The organism is Psychromonas sp. MB-3u-54, from assembly GCF_002836415.1.
GTDB lineage: Bacteria > Pseudomonadota > Gammaproteobacteria > Enterobacterales > Psychromonadaceae > Psychromonas.
Genome location: NZ_PJBP01000095.1, coordinates 1 through 26,348, shown reverse-complemented (window position 1 = coordinate 26,348; position 26,348 = coordinate 1). Strand labels below are relative to the sequence as shown.

Genomic DNA, 26,348 nt, shown 5'->3' with positions numbered 1-26,348 from the left:
AACCTTGCCTTTTATGCTGTAGTGGCCGGATTAACTACGCCGCTTCAATCAAAACAGTCTTATTTATAACTGGCTATCAAGGTCAATAGTCAGTTATTCTGAGTGTTTGCACACTTATACCAAACGCATCAAATAAGTGATCAGCCTTGCTGGTTAAAATCAACCCTATCTGCGTGATGAGTTTTATTCAGAACGTCGTGTTCTTCACCACTTTGTGGTCAGCTAAAGCTGTTCAAAATCGTTCCATACGATTTTGTGAAAGGAGAATAACTACTTCCTGCAACTCATGCCTTGCTAGTGTTAATTTTTCCTACGCAATACAAGATCACCTCTTTAATACATTTGGTATTACTTTGGAGTAGTACTATGAGTCAACAACCCTTTGAGCAGGTCATTTCTTTGATCGATGCAGTAAACTGCGATGATCCGAATAGGGAGATCGCTGAGAATAAAGAATGGCCAAAAGAGCATCTCTATGCAGAGCGTATGTCTGAAATGCTTGCACGTTTTAAACCAGACGCCGACGAGCTTTTAAAAATTGCGGTTCACGGGCAGCATATTCAGCGCTGGAAATCACCGCGCAGTGACTACCCTATGGGTAAACAGGGATATCACCAGTGGCGAACCAACCTTTATACTTTTCATGCTGAAAGTGTCGCAAGCTTGATGGTCCAAGCCGGTTATGATGAGATTGCATTAGATCGTGTCAAAAGTGCCGTGAGTAAAAAATCCATTAAAATAAATCCGGATAGCCAGTTAGTTGAAGATATTGCAGGCTTAGTTTTTATCGAGCATTACATGTTAGCTTTTGCTGAAAAACATCCTGAATACTCGCAGGAAAAATGGATCGGCATGATTAGCAAAACATGGAAAAAAATGTCGAATGACGCACATCAATTTGTACTGGCAGGTAAAATAAAATTACCCGCCCCTTTGCTGGAATTAATTCACCAGGCTATCGGCTAACCAATCACTGCATAAATAAGGTAAGTGCAAGCACTTACCTTATATCACCTTTATTTCACTAATGAATCAATACGATAAAAGCTTGTCGTACCGCTGACCTCATTACCGACAATAAGAATAGGGCTGTTAGTCGGGCTGTCTTTGGCAGGCACAAAACGGAAACCTTCGGGGCCTAAATCACCAGCATCAATTTCATAGCTTTTCACGCCATTGGCATTCTTTACAACATTATCTTTGGGATCCACGCTCAGATCACGGTTATTAAGATACTGTACAAACTGTGCGTTAGCAGGATCGGAAATGTTATAAACCATAATGCCGCCCATGCGCTCAAGGCCAATAAAGGCATAAGTTATCCCATCAATAATACCCGTGGTTAAGGCTTCAGGCTCAGGGCCCTTTTTGCCACTGCGATTTTCAGCTTTTGTTTTACTGTGGGTTTGGTTGAAATTAGCACCGTATTTCTGCGCGGTAATACGTTCAAAATCACTACCCGAATCAAAAATCAACTGCTCGGTATCGACATTCCAAATGGAAAATGAACGTCCACCAAAGGTCAGCATACGATCAATTTTTCCATCGGCATTTAAATCGCCAAACTGTTTAGTGGCAGAGTGTGAAAACTTAAGGGTTTTAACCGCATTTTGGTAAATGCCACCCTGCTGAAAATTACTTAAATCCAGCTTGTTTTGTTGATTCGAAGGGTTATAAATACCGCCGTCAAAGGCATCTTTTAATTTAAGATCATCACCACAGGCTTGGTCTTCCAAATTAAAATAATAATTACCCGCTTCACAATCGGCCTGAGATAAATCAGTTACCCAATCACTGCGATCATCTCCTTCGTTGGCTGTCAGTACATAATCAGTTCCCCCGATAGTCACCACGGCAATGGAATCCGGCTGGTACATGCCCAGGGCAGGTTCATTCTTAAGCAAGGCTTGTTTGTCTTTGTTATTACCATCCAACTCATTACCCGGTTGTAAATGATCTTTAAAACCTAATGCCATGATTTTTTCGATAGACTTATCAGCTAGATTAATCACCGCAATAGCGTTATTTTCCTGCAAACTCACATAGGCTTTAGTGGCGTTCTTATTGACCGCAATATACTCAGGCTCTAAATCCTGTTCGACGCTTGCTTGAAAACCATTTAAGACTAACTGTTTAGGTAACTCATTAAATCGTGCACCTCCCTGATTAAATTCATGAAAATTAATACGTGTCAGTGTGGTTTTTAGCGTGTTTTTTTGCCAGTCGATATCAATAACTGCTATTTCGCCGATGGGATCCAGCGCATAATTTTTATTCGAAGGTTCACCTTCAAGCGCGACCACCAACTGTTTACCCTTTTTTGTAAAAGTCACCATATCAGGCAGCGATCCAACATATACAGCATTAATAAATGCCATATTTTGGGTGTCATAAAAGGCTACCCAGCCTGTATCTGTTTTATTTTCAGCTTCAATGGCGACAGCCAGTAATCCATCAAACACATCAACACTATTAGCTGCACCTGCTTGTTTATTAAAGTGCTTTAGTATGTCAGCAGCAATATTTAAGCTGCCCAGTAATGTTGGTTTATTAATATCAGCACTGCGAACAACATCCACTTTGCCCGACTCGGCATTAACCACAAAAGTGTTTTGTGTTTTTTTGTCGTAAGTCACAATCTCGGCTGCACTTTCATCAAAGATATTAGACTGATAACGACCTTGCTCAACTAATTGAATCGTTTGTTTTTTTTCAATCAGATTAGTTTTCGGAGGAGCCGTTGAACAAGCGATAAGTGATGTTGATAAAATAACAGAGGTTAAAATATTAAGTTTCATAAAATCTCTTTGCATGACTTGAACTAGAAGGTAGCAACTTTTATACCGGGCTAATATGACAGAAAGATGAAATCGATATTAATAGCGTCAAGGTTTATGGGGCGCTAAGTGACAGGAAAGTATTTACTGTGAAAGCATGTTTCTTTTTCCTGCAGATATCATGCGATACTTCTTTTCAGTGGCTTTGCTGCGCTAAGTAGCCGCAAATATTTACTGCGAAAGCATGTTTTTTTTCCTGCAGATATAATGCGATACTTCTTTTCGGTGACTTTGCTGCGCTAAGTGGCAGAAAAGTATTTACTGCGAAAGCATGTTTCTTTTCCCTGCAGATATAATGCGATACTTCTTTTCAGTGGCTTTGCTGCGCTAAGTAGCCGCAAATATTTACTGCGAAAGCATCTTTCTTTTTCCTGCAGATATAATGCGATACTTCTTTTCGGTGACTTTGCTGCGCTAAGTGGCAGAAAGTATTTACTGCGAAAGCATCTTTCTTTTTCCTGCAGATATCATGCGATACTTCTTTTCGGTGACTTTGCTGCGCTAAGTGGCAGAAAAGTATTTACTGCGAAAGCATGTTTCTTTTCCCTGCAGATATAATGCGATACTTCTTTTCAGTGGCTTTGCTGCGCTAAGTAGCCGCAAATATTTACTGCGAAAGCATGTTTCTTTTTCCTGCAGATATAATGCGATACTTCTTTTCGGTGACTTTGCTGCGCTAAGTGGCAGAAAGTATTTACTGCGAAAGCATGTTTCTTCTTCCAGCAAGATTTAAGGGGATACTTCTTTTCGGTGACTTTGCTGCGCTAAGTGGCTAGCAAATATTTCCCCGAGTTGCTTATCTTGTGCAATGACTATTTTTAAGTGTTCTATATTTAACCAGATTAATTCAACGGGGGTCATTGCCTTTGCACTGCGATTAAAGCGATGGGTTAGAAAAGCATCAATACCAATCACAGCGCCTGTTCCTGCAATTTCTTCATGGGTGGGACTCATTAATACGACCTTGCCGTGTAAAATCAATGCGATCGAGACTGCATTTCTATTTTGACGACAAATCATCTCACCACTATTGTAAATTTCTCGTATGGCTAAGCGACCGAGGAGAAACAAACTTTTTTCCTTGAGGCCTTTTGCCCATGGCATTAATGCCAACTGCTCACTGATTTTTTTGGGGCTAACTCGATGAGGTGGTTTCGCCAGATGTATTATTTTATACTCTATTTCCTTGGTCAGTTTTTTAGCTTCGCTCTCATCAAAGACCCCCTCGGTGATTAACTCATTTAAATAAACACGTTCTAAATGAAGCAATAATCTCTGTGCCGCATAGGTTTCCAGACTGTAGGACAGTTCCGGAAAATTTTCTCTGATCTTTTGAATATATAAACGAGTGTGTTTTTTGTTGTCCTCAATTTCCTGCTCCACTAATTGTCTGTCCTGCTCTGAAGGGGACAGTGACTGCAGATGTTTTTGAATCTCTTCCTGGCCCTGAAGAAAACCGCGGGCAGTATCATAACTGAGTGATAGATGTTCAAATGAAAAATTGACAACCATCTTATTCAGAAAGGGAATGTGATAAAACCAAAGTATATAATTGGGTGTTTTCCAGGACTCAAAAAGTGTCCTACGTAGCGAAATTTCAGCATTACCGTCTAAAGAAAATTCAACCGCCGTGACCAAGTGTTTGGTTGCCTGTGCGGTTAAGGATCCCTGACTAAATTGAGACCAATAAAATTGTCTTTCAGTTTCTAATAAACGCTGCCTGAAAGCGACCAGAAAATCGGCTTCCTGCACAGCGCTGACGGGTTGAGCTTCAGTGATAGGCTCAGTTAAGCTTTTCCAGTCGGCACGTTGCAAAAATTCGTGCTGTTGTAATAAAGCCAGGTCATTTGTCAAATGTTGTTTAATGCTTTGCTGCGCTTTTATCAGGCTGGCCTGTTTCGCCTCGGGTAATTTATCTAAACCAAAAAATCTTAATAGTATGCTCATGCTGCTGGCGTTAATAAGAATGGTTAATACCACAATACCTGCCGTTAAAAATAAAATTTGATCACCAAGCTCCTTGGGTAAGAAGTGATCCTGGGCAATGATCAGTGCTAGTGCTAAGGAGACGGCTCCCCGCAGTCCGCCCCAGATAACAACGAGCGCTTTTTCTTTGCTGATGCCCGCCTGTTTTAAAATCGGCATAAATGTAAATACCGTTACCGCCCGTATAATCTGAATGCCAATATATAAACCCGCTAAAGTGACCCACCATTCCCAGTTGTCCAAACGGATCCGCGAGGCAATAATAATACCGACTAAAATAAAAATAAGCGTATTGGCAATGTGCGCCATCATTTGCCAGAAGTGATGTAAAAAAACACTGACACCGGGTGAAATTCGAGTGCGTCCTACACTCGAAACCAGTACGCCCAAGCTCACTACGGCTACAACCCCGGAAACATGAAATACATTTTCCGCAATAAAGTAAGCAATATAAGCGGCCGAAATAGTCAGAGTAATTTCAATGATCGCCTGATTAAATACACGCCCAATCCAAAATAAAAAGACAGCGCCAACACCTAAACCGATCAACAGACCTAAAAATACCACCGAGATAAAACTGCTCGATATTGCCGCAATATTCAAATCAGCTTGCCCACCTGAGGTTAATAAACCATAAAACAGACTGAATAATACAATGGCGGTGCCATCATTTAATAATGATTCTCCTTCAATCAGGGTTTCTAAGCGTTTTCGTGAACTGATTTCTTTTAATAAGGAGACAACGGCAACGGGATCCGTGGCACTGATCAAGGCGCCAAATAAAAAGCACACTGTCCATGACCATTGCCAGGGAAAAAGATAGAAGGTTAAAATAGCGGTGAGTACCGTGGAGAGAATCAATCCGGGTACTGCTAAGACCATTATCTGTTTGCTCATTCGTTTAAACAGATGGGGATCCATGGAAAATGCGGATTCAAAAATGAGCGTGGGTAAAAATAATAATAGGATAAGGTGCGGATCAACCTGCGCCAACGTCCTTAGTGCACTGTTTAATCCCGGTAAATTGGCCTGTATGTGCTCCGTACGCCCATAGAGACCAAGGCTTAGGCCTGCTAGTAACAAAATAACACAGTAGGGGGAGGAAAGTGTTTTGGAAACAGATTTTATCAACGCGCCAAGCAGTAAAGATAAAATCACAAAGATCACCATTAAGACACTGCTGTCTAAATGCATATCTAACTCCTTAGCGTAAAGAGGGATTCGTCTGGCTTTTAGGTACTCTGATGATTATAGATAGCGGTAAGAATGCATAAAAAAACGCTCCAAAGAGCGTTTGAAATATGACTTTAATTTAAAGAGGTTTATCTGCTTCCGGAGCTGATTCTGATTGAGGCGCTCGTTCGTTTGCTTCGCGAACTTTTAAAGAACGTTCTTGGAACTCAAATTCATTTAATGCATTAATTGCATTATGCGCATCTTTTTCAGGCATTTCGACGAAACCAAAACCACGACGTTTGCCGGTGTGTTTGTCTTTCATTAAACGTACTGAAAGAACCTGACCATGCTCAGAAAAAAGAGAGCGTATCGCCATTTCGTTTGCCCGGTAAGGTAAGTTACCGACATAAAGGGTGGTAGTAGTGGTGGATAATTCACCTTCACTTGCTTCTTTTTTTGGACTAACTGATTTTTTAGTCGCGCTAAATTGAACCGCTATTCCGCTGAATAATGCGCCTATTGCGAATAAATATGCGCCATCAATTGTTAACTGGGATAGTTTGATCACAGCAAAACCTACAATCGCAATGACGATTGAAAGCAACACGGATGTGTTTGATTTCATAATAAAATAACCTCAAAGATAAATAGAAAAAATAATGAGTGTGGAGTTACCAATAGTTTAAATTAAGTTATTGCTTCGCAAACGTTGCGTTCCGATTTAATACCCGCTTAGTTGGTCATAGTCGCACCTCTAAAAGGGGTATTTCCCAGAAGCGCGTAGCCAGTATCACTTAATTTAATTGATAATCTCTTTCGTTGGTGTTTCTGGCTTGACAAAAATGCCCAATACCCGGCCAGCAACCATACTTAAAAAAGCAATTACATTGTAAGCTAAATTTAACAATTAAGTTAATTCTTTAACAAGATTAGATTTTAATTTGATAATTGTAATGCCATTTTGTGAAATAGGGCACGTTGAAAATGGCTGACTGACAGTTAAAGGCTGATTATCTTGTCTAAAAACAAGATGTTGTTTACTAATATGGTAAGGATTTTTTGTCTAGCAGTGCTCTTTTTAGCAACAGCTTAACCGGTACTTTTTGGCAGTAACTTAAGGTTTAGAACGCGCGAAGCGGCTTTAAAAGTAAAAGTAAAGCGTAGCGGATCGCTTAATTAACCGAGCAGCCAGTTTTTAAACGGGGTGATTTTCTTCGCTATTGTTAGGGCTTGTTTATCTTTCGTGGTTAATTTTTGTTGGTGATAAAAGCGTTTTAATCGCGGCGCGAGGTGGTCAGCTTAGTCATTCTAAGTAAATACCTTGCCACAAAGAGTAAAACGCTTTTAGCCGAACCCTTATGGCGGCATTTGTAACTCCTTCCTACGGCGTTATCGCTTATTTATGGTGAATAACGACACTGCATAAGCTCGGCCTTGTATAAAGAATCGACAAACTGCTGCAAAAACGATCCCGAAAAATAAACCGGCCCTAATGTTAATAATAGGTTTTTTTCTCGTTACCCGGCAGGGTGCTATAAAGATAGCGATTGTAGGATAAATTCGATAGAATGCACGGCAATATATGCCCAAATGACTTATCAATGCAGATTAGCGTGTTTTTAGGTGTTATCGTGGTAAGCACGGCATGAGCTAAACAGCCAGCATGCAACTAAAGAGGTATTTAAAGGCTTCATGAAAAATATTCGTAACTTTTCTATCATCGCCCATATCGACCACGGCAAGTCGACTCTTTCAGATCGTTTAATCAATACTTGTGGTGGCTTAAGTGACCGAGAAATGGAATCTCAAGTGTTAGATTCGATGGATATTGAGCGCGAGCGTGGTATTACCATCAAAGCGCAAAGTGTCACCTTAGATTACCATGCAAAAGACGGTGAAACATATCAGCTTAACTTTATCGACACGCCCGGACACGTTGATTTCGCCTATGAAGTATCGCGCTCATTAGCCGCCTGTGAGGGCGCCTTATTAGTGGTTGATGCAGGTCAAGGTGTTGAAGCACAAACATTGGCCAACTGTTACACCGCAATGGAAATGAACTTAGAAGTGGTGCCGATTTTAAATAAAATTGATCTACCCGCCGCGGATCCTGAGCGTGTGGCAGAAGAGATTGAAGATATTATTGGTATTGATGCGGCTGATGCGGTGCGTTGTTCTGCAAAAACGGGCGTCGGCATTGATCTGGTATTAGAAGAGATTGTTCGTTGTATTCCACCTCCCGAGGGTGATTTAACCGGACCGCTGCAGGCATTAATCATCGATTCATGGTTTGATAACTATCAGGGTGTAGTCTCATTAGTACGTGTTATGCACGGCCAAATTAAAGTGGGCGATCGCATGAAGGTGATGTCTACGGGCCAGGTTAATCCGGTTGCTAAAGTAGGTTACTTTACACCCAAACAAAAAGAAACCGGTATTCTAAAAGCGGGTGAAGTGGGTTATGTTATTGCGGGTATCAAAGATATTTTAGGTGCCCCTGTCGGTGATACTTTAACCATTTTAGGCCATGAGGCCGCGAGCGCATTACCCGGTTTTAAACGTGCTAAACCTCAGGTTTATGCGGGACTGTTTCCGGTCAGCTCCGATGATTACGAAAACTTTCGTGATGCATTAGCGAAATTAAGTATTAATGATGCTTCATTATTTTATGAACCAGAAAACTCATCGGCATTAGGATTTGGTTTCCGCTGTGGCTTCCTCGGTTTATTGCACATGGAAATCGTTCAAGAACGTCTGGAACGTGAATATGACCTGAATCTTATTACCACTGCGCCAACGGTTATTTATGAAGTTGAAACGACTAAGGGTGAGGTGCTCTATATTGATAGCCCTGCTAAGTTCCCGGCTACAAATGATATTGAGGAAATTCGCGAGCCCATTGCTGAATGTAATATTTTAGTGCCGCAGGAGTATCTGGGTAATGTCATCACACTCTGTGTTCAGAAACGCGGTATGCAAACCAAAATGGTCTATCACGGTAAGCAAGTGGCGTTAACCTATCATATTCCGATGTGCGAAGTTGTAATGGACTTTTTTGACCGTTTGAAATCAACCAGTCGCGGTTATGCCTCGCTTGAGTATAATTTTGTTAAGTTTGAAGCTGCCGATATGGTCCGCGTTGACGTTCTAATCAATAGTGAACGTGTGGATGCCTTAGCGTTAATTACGCATCGTGCAAACTCTGAAAACTATGGCCGTGATCTGGTGGATAAAATGAAAGATCTCATTCCTCGTCAAATGTTCAATATTGCATTACAAGCTGCGATTGGAAGTAAGATTATTGCCCGTTCAACGGTTAAGCAGTTGACTAAAAATGTATTGGCAAAATGTTACGGTGGTGATATTAGCCGTAAGAAAAAATTGTTGAAAAAGCAAAAAGAAGGTAAAAAGCGCATGAAATCTGTGGGTAACGTAGATATACCGCAGGAAGCATTTTTGGCCGTATTGCACATAGGCAAAGACAAATAATTGCATTTTTCAATAAAGTAATAAAAGTACAATGCGCCGGTTTTTAATCTGCGCATTTTTGTTTTTTTACATACCCAATCGTGGTAAACGCTGCGCTTGACTGACTAGTCATATTAGTTAAACCGATATTGAACCACTTGGTTCAATTATGTCCGCTTAAATAATATGATTTTGACATACCCATTTTTATAGGAATTAACATGGCAAATACGTTTGCACTTATTTTAGTTATTGCAACCTTTGTAACCGGTATTATCTGGATTATTGATAAAATAAAATGGGGGCCTGCACGACGGGCCGCTCAAAAGGCTGCACAGGAAAAAGCGACGGTTACACTTGATGAAGAGGTGCTTGCGACCATTCATCCGGAAAATGTATTGATTGAAAATGCACGTTCACTTTTTCCGGTGATCGTGGCTGTTTTTATACTGCGTTCATTTATTTATGAGCCCTTTCAAATCCCATCAGGATCTATGATGCCAACGCTTTTAGTGGGTGATTTTATTCTGGTGGAAAAATTTTCTTACGGTGTAAAAGAGCCGATATGGCAAAATACCTTAATCCCGATGGGCAAGGTAAAACGCGGTGATGTTGCCGTCTTTAAATACCCTGAAGATATCCGTGTCGATTTTATCAAGCGTGTTGTCGGTTTACCGGGGGATCATATTGTTTATAAAGATAAAAGGTTATATTTATGCGAAAGCGCCCCATGTGCTTCATACAAAGCGTTAGACATGAAGTCTCTCGGCGAGCAGGAATTTATCGATGAAGAAAGTTCAATGCAGGTTTACAGCGAGATGTTAGGCGAAGTGGCACATGAGATACTGATTAACCCGAGGCGCATCGATCAAGCTTCCCGATATTACCAACAGCCCGAGACTGTCGCTTATGAGTGGATTGTGCCCAAGGGGCATTATTTTATGATGGGTGATAACCGTGATAACAGCAGAGATAGCCGTTACTGGGGATTTGTACCGGAACAAAACTTAGTAGGTAAAGCCGTTGCGATTTGGATTAGTTTTGAATTTCAGCATGACAGCAGCAGTATTATACCTTCTTGGATTCCAAGTGATGTGCGTTTTAACCGAATCGGTGGAATAAAATGATGATCAAACAGGCTGAATTAAAACGTTTAGAAAGACGCATTGCTTATACTTTTTCAGATTTTTCACTGCTTCAGCAGGCGTTAACCCATCGCAGTGCATTGGGAAGTCATAATGAGCGTTTAGAATTTTTAGGTGACTCTATTCTAAGTTATGCTATTTCAACGGATCTTTATACGCGTTTTCCAAAGGTCGATGAGGGTGACTTAAGCCGTATGCGGGCAACCTTGGTTTGCGGAAAAATGCTGGCTGAAATCGGACGAGAATTCCAATTGGGCGATTGTTTGATTTTAGGACCGGGAGAATTAAAAAGCGGAGGCTTTCGACGCGATTCGATTATCGCCGATGGTGTAGAAGCTATTATTGGTGCTGCATTTTTAGATTCAGATATTGATACGGTCAAAAAACTTATTTTAAAATGGTTTGATAGTCGTTTAAATACGATAGAGCCTGGCATTAGCCAAAAAGATCCTAAAACACGCCTGCAGGAGCATCTGCAGTCCCGTAAACAGCCTTTACCGATTTATGAAGTGCTGGAAATTAAAGGTGAAGCGCATAATCAGCGTTTTACCATGAGCTGTTCGATCGACGGTCTAAAATCAGTACAAGGCCAAGGCACCAGTCGTCGTAAAGCAGAACAGATAGCGGCAAATAAAATGTTAGACAGCTTATCAGGAGCTAAATAATGGCTCAGAAATATGGATATGCCGCACAGGCAGAAGGTTTTAAAATGTTAATAGAAATCAATGTTGATTTTCTAATGTTGGGAGAAAAATAATGACTCAAAAATGTGGATTAGTGGCAATCGTGGGTCGTCCTAACGTCGGTAAATCAACCCTTATTAATGCTCTTTTAGGGCAAAAAGTAAGTATTACGTCGCGTAAAGCGCAAACTACCCGTCATCGTATTTTAGGTATTGATACCGAGGGTGATTACCAAACTATCTTTGTTGATACGCCGGGGCTTCATATCGAAGAGAAACGTGCGATTAACCGTTTAATGAACCGTGCTGCATCGAGTTCAATCAATGATGTTGAAATGGTCGTTTTTGTTGTTGAAGGCACCAACTGGAATGAAGATGACGACATGGTACTGAGTAAATTTAAGTACTTAAAATGTCCGGTTGTTTTAGCCGTTAATAAGATTGATAACGTCGAAGATAAAGAGTTATTACTGCCACATTTAGAAGCACTGGGCAAACGTTATGACTTTAAACATATTTTACCTATGTCCGCTAAAAAGGGCGATAATGTAGAAAAAATTCGCAGCTGGGCACAAGAAGTCTTACCCGAATCGGAGCATTATTTTCCTGAAGACTACATCACCGATCGTTCCTCACGTTTTATGGCGTCGGAAATTGTCCGTGAAAAATTAATGCGTTTTTTAGGTGATGAGCTGCCTTATTCTGTCACGGTAGAAATCGAGCAGTTTAAACAGCAGGCAAATGGTGTTTTACATATTAATGCCTTGATCCTGGTCGAACGGGAAGGTCAAAAACGTATGGTTATCGGCAATAAAGGTGAAAAACTGAAAGCGATAGGCAAACAAGCGCGTATTGACATGGAAGAGTTATTTGATTCAAAAGTCTTTCTGGAAATTTGGGTAAAAGTTAAATCGGGTTGGGCTGATGATGAGCGCGCCCTGCGCAGTTTAGGTTACGGTGATGATTATTTAGGCTAAAAAGTTTCTAGCTTCGAGCTTCGAGTGCCGAGCTTCGAGTATCGAGTTCGCCGCTCGCAGCCCGTAACTCCTAGCTCGCGGCTTTTAGCCTTCTGCCGACAGCTGACAGCTGACAGCTGACAGCTGATAGCTGATAGCTGATAGCTGATAGCTGATAGCTGATAGCTGATAGCTGATAGCTGATAGCTAGCCACTTTCTGAGGTTATTGAATGTCCATTGAGTGCCACAATGCTTTTATTCTGCATCGACGTCCTTATCGGGAAACCAGTCAGTTAATTGATCTTTTCTGTCAGGATGTTGGTAAAGTCAGTCTGGTCTATAAAGGCGGGCGCAGCAGTACGCGTATGAAGCGTGGCACGGCGCAACCTTTTACCCTGTTACAAGTCAGTTATTTTGGTCGCGGCAGTTTAAAAACAGTTAAATCCTTTGAAGCGCAAACCCAAGTTGTACCATTAGTCGGGCAGCGACTTTTTCTGGCGATGTATATCAACGAATTATTATATCGTTTATTGCAGGCGGAAACAGCCTGCGATGGTTTATTTGAGTGTTATCAGCAAACATTATTAGCCATTGCCGGCGCTGCGGATCCGCAAATAGCATTGCGTCTTTTTGAGTTGACACTCATTGAAACATTAGGTTACGGGGTTAATTTTAGCGAAGATATTTATAGCGGTGAATTAATTGAAAGCGGTTATGAATACCAATATCAGCACCAAGCGGGTTTTTTTGCTAAGCAAGCCATTCATAAACAGCACGACGTTTACAGCGGGCAGGATATACTTGCATTAGCACAACGTGATTTTTCAAATCAGAATGTCTTAAAATCAGCAAAACGATTTTGCAGGCAAGCACTAGCTAATCTCTTAGGTGGCAAACCATTACATAGTCGTTCACTCTTTACGGCTAAATAAACAACAAAGGATAATTTGTAAATGAGCAAGATTTTACTTGGCGTTAATATCGATCATATCGCAACATTACGTAACGCTCGTGGTACTTGTTATCCTGAGCCTGCTCATTTAGCCGCTATTGCGGAGTGTGCTGGAGCCGATGGGATAACGATTCATCTGCGTGAAGATCGTCGCCATATTAATGACCGGGATGTTGCAGTACTTTCGCAAACGCTGCAAACGCGGATGAACCTGGAAATGGCCGTGACCGATGAGATGGTCGATATTGCGCTAAAAACAAAACCCGCTTTTGTGTGCCTGGTGCCTGAAAAACGCGAAGAGCTGACCACTGAAGGTGGCTTAAATGTGGTTGCTTCATTTTCTAAAATTGCCTCTGCGGTGAGCCGCTTAAATGCTGCCGCTATTCAGGTATCATTATTTATCGATCCTGAAAATGATCAAATTGATGCTGCCATTAAAACCGGTGCTGCTTATATTGAGCTGCATACGGGTAAATATGCCGATGCGCCGTCGGAAGAGATTCAACAGTTGGAATTAATGCGCGTCGCAAAAGCGGCGACTTATGCAAGCCAAGCGGGCATTAAAGTGAATGCCGGGCATGGTCTTAATTACCATAATGTTAAACCTATTGCAGCATTGCCTGAAATTATCGAGCTTAATATCGGGCATGCTATTGTTGCCCGCGCGCTTGTTGATGGTTTTGGACCTGCAGTTGCGGAAATGAAACGTCTGATGGTTGAGGGACGTAACGGCTAAGTTATAGCAAAAGAACTAAACAGGTGTTCAGTCTAGCTTGTTAAAATAAACTCTAACTGTGTTGTGAATTTTATTCAGAACATCCTGTTCTTCATCACTTCGTGGTCAGCTAAAGCTGTTCAAAATCGTTCCATACGATTTTGTGAAGAACAGAGCAACGGTCTAATGTAACTCAGACCTTGCTAGTGTTAATTTTCCGGTGCAATACTGAACACTTCATTAATTCCTTTGGTATTTCAACTATTCGCTAAAAATAATGCGGCACGCGGTATTATTTTTGTTACGGAATTAAAAGGTGGGATCATTTTGTCAAACTCTTCTTTTTGCGTTTATCAGATACGTCAGCATTTTCCGATTCTAGATCAAATGATTAATGAACATCCTTTGATCTATTTAGATAATGCTGCCACAACCCAAAAACCCCAAGCTATGGTGGATGCCATTACGGCATATTATCTGCAGGATAATGCTAATGTGCATCGCGGAAGCCATCATCTGAGCCTTCGCGCGACGGCCGCCTTTGAGTCCGTCAGAGAGACGCTAAAAACATTTGTTAATGCCAAAAATACAAAAGAAATCATCTGGACAAAAGGCACAACGGAAGGCATTAATTTATTAGCCAATGTATTATCTGCAGGCTTGAAAGCCGGTGATGAAGTCATTATCAGCGCACTGGAGCACCATGCTAATATTGTGCCCTGGCAAATGCTGGTGGAATCACAGGGTATCGTTTTAAAAATCATTCCATTGACCCTGCAGCATGATTTAGATTTAAAGAGTTACCAGCGTTTATTAAGTGCAAAAACCAAAATTGTTTCTGTTACCCACATCTCCAATGCATTGGGCGTTATTAATCCAATTAAAGAGATCATAAGACTTGCTCATCAAGTTGGCGCTCAGGTCATTATTGATGGTGCTCAGGCGGTTGGGCATTTAGTCGTGGATGTACAGGATCTTGATTGTGATTATTACGTTTTTTCTGGCCATAAAATATTTGGCCCGACAGGAGTGGGTGTTTTATACGGCAAACAGCATCTGTTAGAAGCCTTACCTCCCTGGCAGGGCGGCGGAGAGATGATTAAAACCGTTAGTTTTGAAAAGAGCACTTTTAACCAATTACCTTTTAAGTTTGAAGCGGGTACCCCCAATATTGCCGGTGTGATAGGACTGGGAGCGGCCATTGATTTTATCCGTGCTTTTAAACGCCAGGATTTGATTGACCATGAACAATCATTATTAACTTTCACCGAAAAAGCGTTATTGAAAATTCCCGCAATAATTGTCTTTAATCAGGGTGGGATTAAATCCGGTGCGCTCAGCTTTTCTGTTAAAGGTGAGCACCCGAGCGATATTGCTATGTTATTAGATGCGCAGGGTATTGCCGTGCGCAGTGGAACGCATTGTGCTATGCCCCTGATGGCGGAACTTAATTGCAAAGGTACCGTAAGAGTCTCGTTTTCAATTTATAATACCCTTGAGGAAGCCGAGCGTTTTATTGAAGCGCTGAAAAAAATAGTAGATATGTTGCAGTAATTTTTTATGGCACCGATAGACCAGTGCCGCATTTATTGATGCGGCACTTTCTTCTTTTGTTATGCAGTTTAGGACTTAAAAATAATTATGCTGTTTAGGACTCAAAACGCTTATGCATAAAGGCGTAATAGAGTACCGGAATAATCAGTAAAGTTAATATCGTGGAGATAAAAATACCGAAGATCAGGCTGATTGCCAAGCCGCCAAAAATGGGGTCGTCGAGAATAAAAAATGCCCCAATCATAGCCGCTAATCCGGTTAAAATAATAGGCTTAGCCCGCACTGCCCCCGCATTAATAACCGCCTCGTTAAAAGGTTTCCCGTTGCTGGTTTGATGATTAATAAAATCAACTAACAAAATTGAGTTTCGAACAATAATACCCGCCAGAGCGATCATCCCGATCATTGAGGTGGCAGCAAATTGTTGCCCTAATAGCGCGTGCCCGGGCATGACGCCGATAATGGTTAAGGGAATGGGCGCCATAATAATAAGCGGGACCAGGTATGAGCGGAACTGCGCGACGACTAATAGATAAATCAAGACCATGCCAACCCCGTAAGCAATGCCCATATCCCGGAAGGTTTCATAGGTTATTTTCCATTCACCATCCCATAATATAGCGACTTCTTCTGTACCCTTAGGCTGATTAATAAGATATTGGTTTATATCTAAATTATTATCTTTGATGGTGTTGTATATAGAAAACATGCCATATAAAGGGCTGTCTAATTTTCCGGTCATATCCGCCGTCAGCATGATCATCGGAATCATGTTTTTATGCATGATAGGTTTATTAACCAGTGTTTTATCAATCTCAATTAATTCCGAGAGAGAAATTAATTTACCATTTTGGTTGGCGATTTTAAGGTTTAAGACCTGCGCTAAATCAACCTTATCACCTTCCTTGAGTTGCAGGCGAATGGGAATAGCATACTTTTGATTATCGCTGTGCAGAATATTAATATCTTTGCCGCCAACGGAGGTTGAGACGGCATCGACAATATTGGCATAGGGCACTTTTAATCGTGCGGCTTTACTGCGGTCAATATTAACCTGCCATTTCTCCTGATCCTGAGGATGCATGATATCAATATCAACCACATCGTCAGCACCATGAAATAAGGTTTTTAACTGTTTGGCGGTCTGCTCTCGCAGCGCCGCATTCGGGGCATAGACTTCCGCCACAATGGGCGACCATACAGGCGGTCCGGGTGGCACTTCGACGACTTTTACATTGGCCTGATAAGGTTTCGCGACTTTTTGCAGCTGGTCGCGAATACTGCCCGCTATCGTATGGCTGTCGCGCTGCCGCTCACTTTTGTCGATCAGATTTACCTGAATATCACCGAGCTCCTGAGTGCTGCGCATATCGTAATGACGTACTAGACCGTTAAAGTTAATAGGCGCTGCGGTACCTGCATAGATCTGATAGTTTTTAATTTCAGGGACATCGATGACTACGTTACTCAATTCCACCAGTAAGCGTTGGGTTTCTTCAATCGGACTGCCTTCGGGTAAGTCCACCATGATTTGAAATTCTGATTTATTATCAAAGGGTAACATCTTCATGACGACCAGTTTTGTGAGTGGCAGAAGAACCGATAAAAGGATTAATATCATCACCACAACAAATAAAATCCAACGCGCCATTTTCGCTTTTTTGCCAAGAATAAAGGGACCAATTATTTTATTGAATAAGCGGCTCATAAAATTTTCTGTGATCGGCTGTTCTTGCTCGCTCGCGTTAGTGATCGCTGTTTTCTTAGACGCGTGATGTTTTAATAATTTTCCGCTTAACCAGGGTGAAAGCACAAAGGCAACGGCTAATGAAATAAGCATTCCCATGCTGGCATTAATTGGAATGGGGCTCATATAGGGGCCCATTAAGCCACTGACAAAAGCCATCGGCAAAAGGGCTGCAATAACGGTAAAGGTCGCAAGTATAGTGGGCCCGCCGACTTCATCGACCGCAATAGGGATGATTTCACTGAGTTTTTCATTACTTATTTTCATATGGCGGTGAATATTTTCCACTACCACAATCGCATCATCGACCAGGATCCCGATCGAGAAAATAAGTGCAAACAAAGAAACCCGGTTCAGGGTAAATCCGTACGCCCATGACGCAAATAGGGTGATCGTCAAGGTGATTGAAATAGCCACGCCCACCACAATCGCTTCTCGCCAGCCCATGGTTAATAACACTAAAATGATCACGGCGCTGGTGGCAAAAATAAGTTTAGCAATTAACGTGTTGGATTTATCTGCAGCGGTTGCGCCATAATCGCGCGAGATGGTGACCTCAATATTGTCCGGGATAAGCACGTTTTTGATTTCATTAATGCGCGCAGCTATTGCATTGGTGACATCAACGGCATTTTTACCGGGCTGCTTGGCAATCGCTATCGTTACTGCAGGATATAACTTGCCAGCTTCACCGTGTAACACATTTTTCGTTGGAATATCGGCGGACAGATTAACCTCGGCGACATCTTCTAAATAAACAGGAAAACCATTTTTAACCGACACGATCAATTTTTTGATCTCGGAAATATTTTGTAAAAACTGGCCGGTTTGTACCTTTATCTGTTGGTTATTCTGGATTAAAGAAACCGGCGATGAGCTGGCATTATTACTGGCTAAAACTTGATTAATAGCATCAAAGCCTATTCCAAAACCATTCATTTTTATGGGATCAATGCGGATGTCGACAATCAGTTGGTGTCCGCCAACGGTATAGATATCGCGCGTGCCGTTGATATGTTTAAGTTCACTCTCCAGGCCGTGTGCAACCTGAGTTAACTGCTGCGGGGTGACATTTTTATCTTTTGACCAAAGGGTTAATGAGGAGATGGGCACATCATCAATGGCGCGCGGTTTGATCAAGGGTTGACCTATGCCGGCATGCCGTGGCAGTTTATCCATATTGGAATAAACCTGATTATACAAATTTACAATCGCATCGTTACGTTGTTCACCCACTTTAAAAATAACGATGATCATCGCACCGTCGGGTTGTGAAAAAGAGTAAGTGCTATCAATCCCCTTTATTTCAGAAATAACCTGCTCCATCGGAATGGTCACTAGGTTTTCAACCTCCTTAGGAGAGGCGCCGGGGAAGGGGATATAGATATCTGCAAAAGTGACATCAATCTGCGGTTCCTCCTCCTTGGGAGTCACCATTATAGCGAAAAAACCTAATAATAATCCGACGATAGCCAGTAAAGGCGTGATCGCTGCTCCCTGGAAATATTGGGCAATTCTGCCGGAAATATTGAGTTGAGGATTCATTATTTAGCCCCCAACTGTTTTAGCTTTTGGTAAGCATCAATACTGATTTTATCGCCGGGATGTAATCCGGATAAAATTTCAATGTTGTTATCCAGCCTGTTACCCACTCGAACTTGGGTTAAAACAGCTTCACCATCGACATCCCGATACACCGCATTCAGTTCGTTATTGGTCAATATTGCGCTGTCTGGCACGCTAATCATTTTTGCTTCGCCTCGGACAAATTGCACTTTTACCCACATTCCCGGTAATAAAAGTTTTCCGGTAGGCGGTAAGTCTATACGTACCTTAAAGGCATGTGACTGTTGGTCAGCATAGTTAAATAAAGTGATTTTATTTGAAAAAAGTTTACTGCCGTCGCTGAGCGTAATAATAAATTCCGGATTATTACGCAGCGCCATAATATAACGCTGTGGAATCTCGGTTACCGCGCGCAGGTGGGTTAAGGACATACCGGAAAAAAGTGGCTCGCCGGGATTGACCGTTTCACCTATCTCCACATGCCGTTCGGTCACAACGCCTGCAAAGGGAGCTTTGATAATAGTATAATCTAAGGATTCTTGGGCTTGGGTTAAATTCGCCTGAGCTGCCTTTATAAGCTGTTTATTGGTTTCAGCCGTGGCTGCGGCCTGATCCAATTGGCCTTGTGAAATAGCGCCTTTAGGAAAAAGTTTTTTATAACGATCATAGGTTAATTTTGATTCATTATAAGCTGCCTGAGTGCGTAATACATTTGCTTCCGCAGCGGCTAGCTGTGCTCCCTGCTCTTTGTTAGTCATTTCCAATATGATGCTGTCTTTTTCAACGTAATCATTGGTATCAAAATTTATTTTTGTAATACGGCCGCTGGTTTGTGAAGAAAGTGTGGCTTTATTAATGGCTTCAACGGTGGCATCCAAAACGACGATCTGTTCTTTTTTCTGATCGATCACCTCAAACAGTGTGTCTGCAACAAGTGATTTACTGTACATAACGGCAAAAAATAAGCTTATAAAAAATGCTGAGGTTGAATAATATTTTGATTTCATGAGTGCACCCTTGACAATGAACCTTAATTTTAATTAGGTCATGCTAATGTAGTTTTATCTAATTTACAAGCTTATCAAGCCCATAATGTTATATCACTAAATGTAGTTGTTATCTTGTCGCTTGTGTTTGATTTATGAAGTAAAAATGAAATAAGGCCGTCAGGGTATAAGGCTGTAAGGCTGTAAGGCAGGAGGGCTGTAAAGCTGTAAAGCTGTAAAGCTGTAAGGCTGTAAGGCTGTAAGGCTGTAAAGCTGTAAGGCAAAAATACCGGAAGGTTATATTCGAGTGTCATTAATATCCTGTTTATAATCTTCGACAATTCATTTATTCTTAGCGGTTTATTTATTGCTACTCACTATTAAGGATTTGTTTATGCCAACCGCTAATTTACAACCTCTGTTAAAGATCATGGAACAACTGCGCGATCCTGAAAATGGCTGTCCCTGGGATAAAAAACAAACCTTTGACTCTATTGTTTCCCACACTATTGAAGAAGCTTACGAGGTTGCAGACGCTATCGAGCAGAAAGACTTTGAGGAGTTAAAAGGGGAGCTTGGGGATCTGTTATTTCAAGTGGTCTTTTATGCGCAGATGGCAAAAGAGCAGGGACTGTTTGAGTTTAACGATATTATTGAGGCGATCAGTGAAAAGCTGATTCGTCGTCACCCGCACGTATTTGCCAAGACCGAGTTTGCGAATGAAGAGGCTATTCATGCCAATTGGGAAGCCGAAAAAGACAAAGAGCGTGCCGCAAAAGCCTTGTCAGAAAATAAAAGCGACAGTGTATTAGACAATATTCCCTTAAGCTTACCGGCATTAAACCGTGCTTATAAAATTCAAAAACGTTGTGCAAATGTCGGCTTTGATTGGGATAGTTTGCCGCCCGTTGTTGATAAAATTCATGAAGAGATAGACGAGGTTTTAGTGGAAGTAAGACGTGATGATCTCAGCGAGCAGCAACAACAGGCGCGTATTGAAGAAGAGTTAGGGGATCTGTTATTTGCCAATATTAATTTAGTGCGTCATTTAAAATGTAATCCTGAACAGGTATTACGCCAGGCGAACAGTAAATTCGAAAAACGTTTTCGCCTGGTTGAGCAAAGTGTACTCGCACAGGGTAAAAAGATGCAGGATTGCACCACCGATGAGTTGGATGCAGTTTGGAATCTGGTTAAAAGCAGCTGCATATAGCTGTCGGCTGTCATTTTATTCAGCAGGCCATTGCAGCCCCAAAAAATATTTAGTTTTTCAGTGGAAATTGGCTAAATTTAGAAAAACAAAAAAAGCAAAGTATATTTTAGCTGCAGTCAAAATGAAATGAATAGAAAAGATTGTCGAAAATGCGCGGTCTTGCTATACTGCATTCCCATCTAAATGCTCTAAATTCTCATTTTAAAATTACAATAGATTACCCCATATTATTAACATCAGTTGTTTCGTAAGCTGATGATTTTGTGCGTTTGTATTTTTTATTGTTAAAGGTGAGTTTCTTTTTTACATTCCTAAACTCTCAGGGTTACTATGACGACAAAATATATTTTCGTAACGGGCGGTGTTGTTTCATCACTCGGTAAAGGCATTGCAGCAGGTTCACTGGCTGCTATTCTAGAAGCACGTGGTCTGGATGTCACCATTCTGAAACTAGATCCTTATATTAACGTAGACCCTGGCACCATGAGTCCGATACAACACGGTGAAGTCTTTGTCACCGATGATGGTGCAGAAACAGATCTCGATTTAGGGCATTACGAGCGTTATATTCGCACCAGAATGACTAAACGTAATAACTTTACAACGGGTCGTGTTTATTCAGAAGTGATGGCTAAAGAGCGTCGTGGTGATTACCTTGGCGCAACCATTCAGGTTATTCCGCATATTACTAACGAGATTCAAGAACGTATTGTTGCGGGTGGTAAAGGCCATGATGTTGCGATCGTTGAACTCGGTGGCACGGTCGGTGATATTGAATCACAGCCCTTCCTGGAAGCGATTCGTCAGCTAGGTCTGAAAGTGGGGCGTGACAGTGTCATCTACATGCACCTGACACTATTGCCTTATTTAAAAACCGCGGGTGAAGTTAAAACCAAACCAACACAGCATTCCGTCAAAGAGTTGCGCAGTTTAGGTATTCAACCGGATATTTTAGTCTGCCGCTCTGAAGTGAATATTCCCGTTAACGAACGTGTGAAGATTGCGTTATTCTGTAATGTGACCGAAAAATCTGTCATTTTATTACGCGACGTAGATTCAATCTACAAAATCCCTGCTCTATTAAAAGCGCAGGGTCTTGATGAGATTTGTGTAAAACGTTTTGGTCTTGACTGTCCTGAAGCTGACCTAAGCGAATGGGCACAGGTGGTTTCTGAAGAAGCTAACACTTCAAATGAAGTTATCATTGGCATGGTGGGTAAATATACTGAACTGCCGGATGCTTATAAATCTGTTAATGAAGCGCTTAAACATGGCGGCCTGAAAAATGCGGCATCTGTCAAAATAAAATACATCGACTCTCAGGATGTTGAAGTTCGAGGTGTTTCTATTTTAGAAGGTATTGATGCGATTTTAGTGCCGGGCGGTTTTGGTGAACGCGGTATTGAAGGTAAAATTCTTGCGGCTCAATATGCCCGTGAAAACAAAATACCTTATTTAGGTATCTGTTTAGGTATGCAGGTTGCGATCATTGAGTTTGCACGCAATGTCGCCGGCCTTAAAAATGCACATTCAACGGAATTTGAGACTAATTGTGAACAACCTGTTGTCGGCTTGATCACCGAGTGGCTAGATAAAAATGGTGAGGTTGAACAGCGTACAGAAAACTCTGATTTAGGCGGCACTATGCGCGTAGGTGCACAGCTTTGCCACCTTAAAAAAGGTTCTAAAGTTTTTGATATGTACGGCACCAAAGAAATATTTGAACGTCATCGTCATCGTTATGAGGTAAATAATAATTTATTACCTATTTTAGAGAAAGCAGGATTAGTGGTTACCGGTTTATCTGAAGATAAAAAATTAGTCGAAATTATTGAAATCCCAAATCATCCATGGTTCGTTGCTTCTCAATTCCACCCGGAATTCACCTCGACACCAAGAGATGGGCACCCTTTATTTAAAGGTTTTATAAAATCTGCGATAGATCATCAACAGGGTCGATTTTCATAGTTTTTGTTGACCAGATCACTTTTTTTTGTTAAAAAATGACGCATTAAAGTGATTTGGCATTACATAACCCGTTTTTAAACTTATTTTTTAATACAATTAAAGGAAAAATTATGTCTACTATCGTAAAAGTACTTGGTCGTGAAATCATGGATTCACGTGGTAACCCGACTGTTGAAGCTGAAGTTCACTTAGCTGACGGTTCAATCGGTATGGCTGCTGCACCATCAGGCGCATCTACCGGTTCTCGTGAAGCATTAGAACTGCGTGACGGTGATAAAGCGCGTTACTTAGGTAAAGGTGTACTTAAAGCTGTTACCGCTGTTAACGGTCCAATCGCTGAAGCACTTCTTGGCAAAGATGCAGTTAAACAAGCTGAACTTGACCAAATCATGATCGATTTAGACGGTACTGAAAACAAAGCTAAATTTGGCGCAAACGCTATCCTGGCTGTTTCTCTAGCAGCGGCTAAAGCGGCTGCAGTATCGAAAAAAGTGCCATTATACGCTCACATCGCTGACCTTAACGGTACTCCTGGTGTTTACTCTATGCCGCTTCCAATGATGAATATCATCAATGGTGGTGAGCATGCTGATAACTCTGTTGATATTCAAGAGTTCATGATTCAGCCTGTTGGCGCATCGACCTTCCGTGAAGGTCTGCGTATGGGTGCTGAAGTATTCCACAGCCTTGCTAAAGTACTTAAAGCTGACGGTCACTCAACAGCTGTTGGTGATGAAGGTGGTTTCGCTCCAAACCTTGAGTCTAACGCTGCTGCACTTGCTGCAATCAAAGTTGCTGTTGCAAACGCAGGCTACGAACTAGGTAAAGATATTACCCTAGCGATGGATTGTGCTGCATCTGAGTTCTACAACAAAGAAACTGGCATGTACGAACTTAAAGGTGAAGGTAAAACTTTTACTGCTAAAGAGTTCAACTACTTCCTTGAAGATCTTGTTAATCAATACCCAATCGTGTCTATCGAAGATGGTCTTGACGAGTCTGATTGGGATGGTTTCAAACACCAAACTGAACTACTAGGTGATAAAATTCAACTAGTAGGTGACGATTTATTCGTTACCAACACTAAGATTCTTGCGCGTGGTATCAAAGAAGGTATTACTAACTCTATCTTAATTAAATTCAACCAAATCGGTTCTTTAACTGAAACGCTTGCTGCAATCAAAATGGCTAAAGATGCCGGCTTCACTGCTGTTATCTCTCACCGTTCTGGCGAAACAGAAGATTCAACTATTGCAGATCTTGCTGTTGGTACTGCTGCGGGTCAAATCAAAACAGGTTCATTAAGCCGTTCTGACCGTGTTGCTAAATACAACCAACTGCTACGTATTGAAGAAGCGCTAGGTTCTAAAGCACCTTACAATGGTCTTAAAGAAGTTAAAGGGTCTTTTAACTTCTAATGTAAACTAACTCAGTTTTCATTAAAATCCTCACTCCGGTGGGGATTTTTTTTGCCTGAAGAAAAGCCCTCTGCCCTCTGCTGTCTGCTGTCGGCTGATAGCTGATAGCTGATAGCTGATAGCTGATAGCTGATAGCTGATAGCTGTCGGCCGATGCTTAATGGGCTTGGAATAATTTAGTGGATCAGATCATTTATTAACGAAAAAAGAAAGAGTAAACTACTGCCTCTTTAATGTATAACGTCACTGTGGAGATGGTAGCCGGAAATGAGTATGGAATTATTAGTCGAAGTATTAGGTTGGACGAGCGTCTTTTTTTATATTTTATTATTGGTTTTTAATGGAATGAAAAGTATGCGCATTGCTTCTTTTCTTTCTGTTGCCAATGATGTCTTTTGGGGATTTCTAATAGGTGTTATGCCTAAGGTGCTACTGAACTTAGTCGTTGGTGGTGTTACTTTATACCGTTATGTTTGTGATTTTACTAATACGCCTAAAAAAATAATTAACCTATTGTTAGTACTGATGCTGGTAGGTTTTGCTTATTTTGCCAATTTTGCAATTAACAGTTATTTGGAAAATCCATCCTTAGGATTGTTATTAACTTGGGTCGATTTTACGGTGATATTAACCGCATTAAGTATGAAACGTCTGCGTTTATTTCAAATTTTAATGCTTAGTTCGGCGTTCGTTGGAGGTTATGCCTATTACCTGCTTGGTATTGAGCAGATGGTGGTGATTAAAATAATTGTCGGTATGCTGACCAGCTATAAACTTTTTATTCACCCGGTTTTTCCACAGCTTGAAAACAAGCTGTTATTTTGGAAAGTGGCTTAATCGTTTGTAAGCTATTACCAGCATAATAGAATCATAATTTGTGGATCCTTGTCTTTTGATGGGGATTTTTTTACTTGTTAGCGTGCGTTTAAATTTAACGCTTAATATGTAAAAATAACTTCCTATTAATCTTACTCGCTTTACTGTGGAGCCTGACCTTTTATGCGTTTATTTGTGTTTTTGATGCTCTGTTTACTGGTTTTGTTACAATACCACCTCTGGTTTGGAAAAAATGGATTAGGGGACAGGCATGCTTTACAGGAAGAGGTTACGCTTATTCTTGAAAATAACAGTGAATTAAGACAGCGTAATCAGATGATGTTTTCTGAAATAAAAGATCTCAAAGAGGGGACGGACGCAATAGAAGAGCGTGCGCGTAATGAGTTAGGTTTAGTGAAAGAGGGTGAAACTTTTTTCCGTATTGTGCCAAAAGAAGATTAATGAATGAGTCGATTAAATTTAAATGTGGTGATTGCCGCCGCGGGTATTGGTAAACGTGTCGGGGCCAATATCCCTAAACAATATCTGCCCCTGTTAGGTAAGACAATTATTGAACATAGCATAGCGCCATTTTTGAATCACCCGGATATAAAAAAGGTAATTGTTTCTATTGCAGAAAATGATTTATGGTTTGCGCAGCTGGCGCTTGCTGAAAATCCTAAAATACAAGTGGTTATTGGCGGGAAAGAGCGAGTTGATTCTGTGTTATGTGCATTAAAGGTACTACCTGAAGAAGGCTATGTTTTGGTGCACGATGCCGCGCGTCCCTGTATTAAAAGCGCAGATATAGATAAACTTATTAACACTGCTGTGCAGTCAAAACATGGTGCAATTCTGGGGGCTCGGGTACGCGATACCATTAAACGCAGTGATCCCGTTGGTCATATCACCCATACTGTCAGTCGGACAAATCTTTGGCATGCTTTGACCCCGCAAATGTTTGAAAATAAAGTATTAATTAATGCGATAGAAAGTGCTGAATTTCCAGAGCAGATAACCGATGAAGCATCGGCAATGGAAATGGCAGGATTAACGGTTGCCATCATTGAAGGGCGCAGTGATAATTTAAAAGTCACTCGAGAAGAAGATTTGACACTCGCAGAGCTGTATTTATCATCATCAACAAGCAAATAATAAAGGA

19 protein-coding genes are annotated in these 26,348 nt (G+C 41.2%); 14 read left to right on the top strand and 5 right to left on the bottom strand.

Annotation, left to right across the window (positions count from 1 at the left end; all coding sequences use genetic code 11):
- The first annotated feature begins 366 nt into the window (after nucleotides 1-366).
- Nucleotides 367-966 (top strand): DUF4202 domain-containing protein, encoded by a 600-nt coding sequence (locus CXF72_RS03420; RefSeq protein ID WP_101036878.1) that lies wholly within the window; start codon nucleotides 367-369, stop codon nucleotides 964-966.
- A 50-nt stretch (nucleotides 967-1,016) separates the two neighbouring features.
- Here CXF72_RS03420 and CXF72_RS03415 read toward each other — a convergent pair whose 3' ends face one another.
- From CXF72_RS03415 to CXF72_RS03405, 3 genes are all read right to left on the bottom strand, one after another.
- Complete coding sequence (locus CXF72_RS03415) at nucleotides 1,017-2,798, bottom strand: choice-of-anchor I family protein (RefSeq protein ID WP_101036877.1); 1,782 nt, start codon at nucleotides 2,796-2,798, stop codon at nucleotides 1,017-1,019.
- Nucleotides 2,799-3,566: 768 nt separating this feature from the next.
- Nucleotides 3,567-6,017 (bottom strand): cation:proton antiporter, encoded by a 2,451-nt coding sequence (locus CXF72_RS03410; protein ID WP_101036876.1) that lies wholly within the window; start codon nucleotides 6,015-6,017, stop codon nucleotides 3,567-3,569.
- A 118-nt stretch (nucleotides 6,018-6,135) separates the two neighbouring features.
- Nucleotides 6,136-6,624 carry an RNA recognition motif domain-containing protein gene (locus CXF72_RS03405; RefSeq protein ID WP_101036875.1) on the bottom strand — a complete coding sequence of 163 codons (489 nt, stop codon included), beginning with the start codon at nucleotides 6,622-6,624 and terminating at the stop codon, nucleotides 6,136-6,138.
- 1,067 nt (nucleotides 6,625-7,691) lie between these two features.
- On the opposite strand from CXF72_RS03405, the gene lepA reads away from it, so the two are divergent.
- The 7 genes from lepA to CXF72_RS03370 all read left to right on the top strand — a co-directional run bounded on the left by lepA (nucleotide 7,692) and on the right by CXF72_RS03370 (nucleotide 15,472).
- Nucleotides 7,692-9,488 (top strand): translation elongation factor 4, encoded by a 1,797-nt coding sequence (gene lepA / locus CXF72_RS03400; protein ID WP_101036874.1) that lies wholly within the window; start codon nucleotides 7,692-7,694, stop codon nucleotides 9,486-9,488.
- A 200-nt stretch (nucleotides 9,489-9,688) separates the two neighbouring features.
- Nucleotides 9,689-10,594, top strand: a complete 906-nt coding sequence (gene lepB / locus CXF72_RS03395) for a signal peptidase I (protein WP_101036873.1) — start codon at nucleotides 9,689-9,691, stop codon at nucleotides 10,592-10,594.
- The gene (rnc, locus tag CXF72_RS03390; protein ID WP_101036872.1) at nucleotides 10,591-11,277 is read left to right on the top strand and encodes a ribonuclease III; all 687 of its coding nucleotides are present in this window, start codon (nucleotides 10,591-10,593) and stop codon (nucleotides 11,275-11,277) included. Before lepB ends, rnc begins: the two co-directional genes overlap by 4 nt.
- A gap of 91 nt (nucleotides 11,278-11,368) precedes the next feature.
- On the top strand, nucleotides 11,369-12,271 hold the full coding sequence (gene era / locus CXF72_RS03385; protein ID WP_101036871.1) for a GTPase Era: 903 nt from the start codon (nucleotides 11,369-11,371) through the stop codon (nucleotides 12,269-12,271).
- A 210-nt stretch (nucleotides 12,272-12,481) separates the two neighbouring features.
- Nucleotides 12,482-13,183 carry a DNA repair protein RecO gene (gene recO / locus CXF72_RS03380; protein WP_101036870.1) on the top strand — a complete coding sequence of 234 codons (702 nt, stop codon included), beginning with the start codon at nucleotides 12,482-12,484 and terminating at the stop codon, nucleotides 13,181-13,183.
- A 21-nt stretch (nucleotides 13,184-13,204) separates the two neighbouring features.
- Nucleotides 13,205-13,939 (top strand): pyridoxine 5'-phosphate synthase, encoded by a 735-nt coding sequence (gene pdxJ, locus CXF72_RS03375; RefSeq protein WP_101036869.1) that lies wholly within the window; start codon nucleotides 13,205-13,207, stop codon nucleotides 13,937-13,939.
- Nucleotides 13,940-14,245: 306 nt separating this feature from the next.
- Nucleotides 14,246-15,472: an aminotransferase class V-fold PLP-dependent enzyme gene (locus tag CXF72_RS03370; RefSeq protein ID WP_198552485.1), complete on the top strand. Its 1,227-nt coding sequence runs from the start codon at nucleotides 14,246-14,248 to the stop codon at nucleotides 15,470-15,472.
- 94 nt (nucleotides 15,473-15,566) lie between these two features.
- Here CXF72_RS03370 and CXF72_RS03365 read toward each other — a convergent pair whose 3' ends face one another.
- Nucleotides 15,567-18,764, bottom strand: a complete 3,198-nt coding sequence (locus tag CXF72_RS03365; protein WP_101036868.1) for an efflux RND transporter permease subunit — start codon at nucleotides 18,762-18,764, stop codon at nucleotides 15,567-15,569.
- Nucleotides 18,764-19,792 carry an efflux RND transporter periplasmic adaptor subunit gene (locus CXF72_RS03360; RefSeq protein WP_101036867.1) on the bottom strand — a complete coding sequence of 343 codons (1,029 nt, stop codon included), beginning with the start codon at nucleotides 19,790-19,792 and terminating at the stop codon, nucleotides 18,764-18,766. The genes CXF72_RS03365 and CXF72_RS03360 overlap by 1 nt, the downstream gene beginning before the upstream one ends.
- Nucleotides 19,793-20,165: 373 nt before the next feature.
- Here CXF72_RS03360 and mazG point away from each other — a divergent pair, with 373 nt between their 5' ends.
- The 6 genes from mazG to ispD all read left to right on the top strand — a co-directional run bounded on the left by mazG (nucleotide 20,166) and on the right by ispD (nucleotide 26,341).
- On the top strand, nucleotides 20,166-20,984 hold the full coding sequence (gene mazG / locus CXF72_RS03350; protein ID WP_101036865.1) for a nucleoside triphosphate pyrophosphohydrolase: 819 nt from the start codon (nucleotides 20,166-20,168) through the stop codon (nucleotides 20,982-20,984).
- Nucleotides 20,985-21,314: 330 nt separating this feature from the next.
- Nucleotides 21,315-22,952: a CTP synthase gene (locus tag CXF72_RS03345; protein WP_101036864.1), complete on the top strand. Its 1,638-nt coding sequence runs from the start codon at nucleotides 21,315-21,317 to the stop codon at nucleotides 22,950-22,952.
- Between the two features lie 110 nt (nucleotides 22,953-23,062).
- Nucleotides 23,063-24,370 carry a phosphopyruvate hydratase gene (gene eno, locus CXF72_RS03340; protein ID WP_101036863.1) on the top strand — a complete coding sequence of 436 codons (1,308 nt, stop codon included), beginning with the start codon at nucleotides 23,063-23,065 and terminating at the stop codon, nucleotides 24,368-24,370.
- Nucleotides 24,371-24,643: 273 nt separating this feature from the next.
- Nucleotides 24,644-25,207, top strand: a complete 564-nt coding sequence (locus CXF72_RS03335) for a phosphopyruvate hydratase (protein WP_232784866.1) — start codon at nucleotides 24,644-24,646, stop codon at nucleotides 25,205-25,207.
- A gap of 162 nt (nucleotides 25,208-25,369) precedes the next feature.
- Nucleotides 25,370-25,648: a cell division protein FtsB gene (gene ftsB, locus CXF72_RS03330; RefSeq protein ID WP_101036861.1), complete on the top strand. Its 279-nt coding sequence runs from the start codon at nucleotides 25,370-25,372 to the stop codon at nucleotides 25,646-25,648.
- Between the two features lie 3 nt (nucleotides 25,649-25,651).
- Complete coding sequence (gene ispD / locus CXF72_RS03325; RefSeq protein ID WP_101036860.1) at nucleotides 25,652-26,341, top strand: 2-C-methyl-D-erythritol 4-phosphate cytidylyltransferase; 690 nt, start codon at nucleotides 25,652-25,654, stop codon at nucleotides 26,339-26,341.
- The last annotated feature ends 7 nt before the right edge of the window (nucleotides 26,342-26,348 follow it).

Coding starts and splice junctions, on each gene's coding strand:
- eno (WP_101036863.1), top strand. CDS start 23,063: ATGTCTACTATCGTAAAAGTACTTGGTCGTGAAATCATGGATTCACGT.
- CXF72_RS03335 (WP_232784866.1), top strand. CDS start 24,644: ATGGAATTATTAGTCGAAGTATTAGGTTGGACGAGCGTCTTTTTTTAT.
- CXF72_RS03360 (WP_101036867.1), bottom strand. CDS start 19,792: ATGAAATCAAAATATTATTCAACCTCAGCATTTTTTATAAGCTTATTT.
- pdxJ (WP_101036869.1), top strand. CDS start 13,205: ATGAGCAAGATTTTACTTGGCGTTAATATCGATCATATCGCAACATTA.
- lepB (WP_101036873.1), top strand. CDS start 9,689: ATGGCAAATACGTTTGCACTTATTTTAGTTATTGCAACCTTTGTAACC.
- CXF72_RS03410 (WP_101036876.1), bottom strand. CDS start 6,017: ATGCATTTAGACAGCAGTGTCTTAATGGTGATCTTTGTGATTTTATCT.
- era (WP_101036871.1), top strand. CDS start 11,369: ATGACTCAAAAATGTGGATTAGTGGCAATCGTGGGTCGTCCTAACGTC.
- CXF72_RS03415 (WP_101036877.1), bottom strand. CDS start 2,798: ATGAAACTTAATATTTTAACCTCTGTTATTTTATCAACATCACTTATC.
- CXF72_RS03345 (WP_101036864.1), top strand. CDS start 21,315: ATGACGACAAAATATATTTTCGTAACGGGCGGTGTTGTTTCATCACTC.
- ftsB (WP_101036861.1), top strand. CDS start 25,370: ATGCGTTTATTTGTGTTTTTGATGCTCTGTTTACTGGTTTTGTTACAA.
- CXF72_RS03405 (WP_101036875.1), bottom strand. CDS start 6,624: ATGAAATCAAACACATCCGTGTTGCTTTCAATCGTCATTGCGATTGTA.
- recO (WP_101036870.1), top strand. CDS start 12,482: ATGTCCATTGAGTGCCACAATGCTTTTATTCTGCATCGACGTCCTTAT.
- CXF72_RS03365 (WP_101036868.1), bottom strand. CDS start 18,764: ATGAATCCTCAACTCAATATTTCCGGCAGAATTGCCCAATATTTCCAG.
- rnc (WP_101036872.1), top strand. CDS start 10,591: ATGATGATCAAACAGGCTGAATTAAAACGTTTAGAAAGACGCATTGCT.
- lepA (WP_101036874.1), top strand. CDS start 7,692: ATGAAAAATATTCGTAACTTTTCTATCATCGCCCATATCGACCACGGC.
- mazG (WP_101036865.1), top strand. CDS start 20,166: ATGCCAACCGCTAATTTACAACCTCTGTTAAAGATCATGGAACAACTG.
- ispD (WP_101036860.1), top strand. CDS start 25,652: ATGAGTCGATTAAATTTAAATGTGGTGATTGCCGCCGCGGGTATTGGT.
- CXF72_RS03420 (WP_101036878.1), top strand. CDS start 367: ATGAGTCAACAACCCTTTGAGCAGGTCATTTCTTTGATCGATGCAGTA.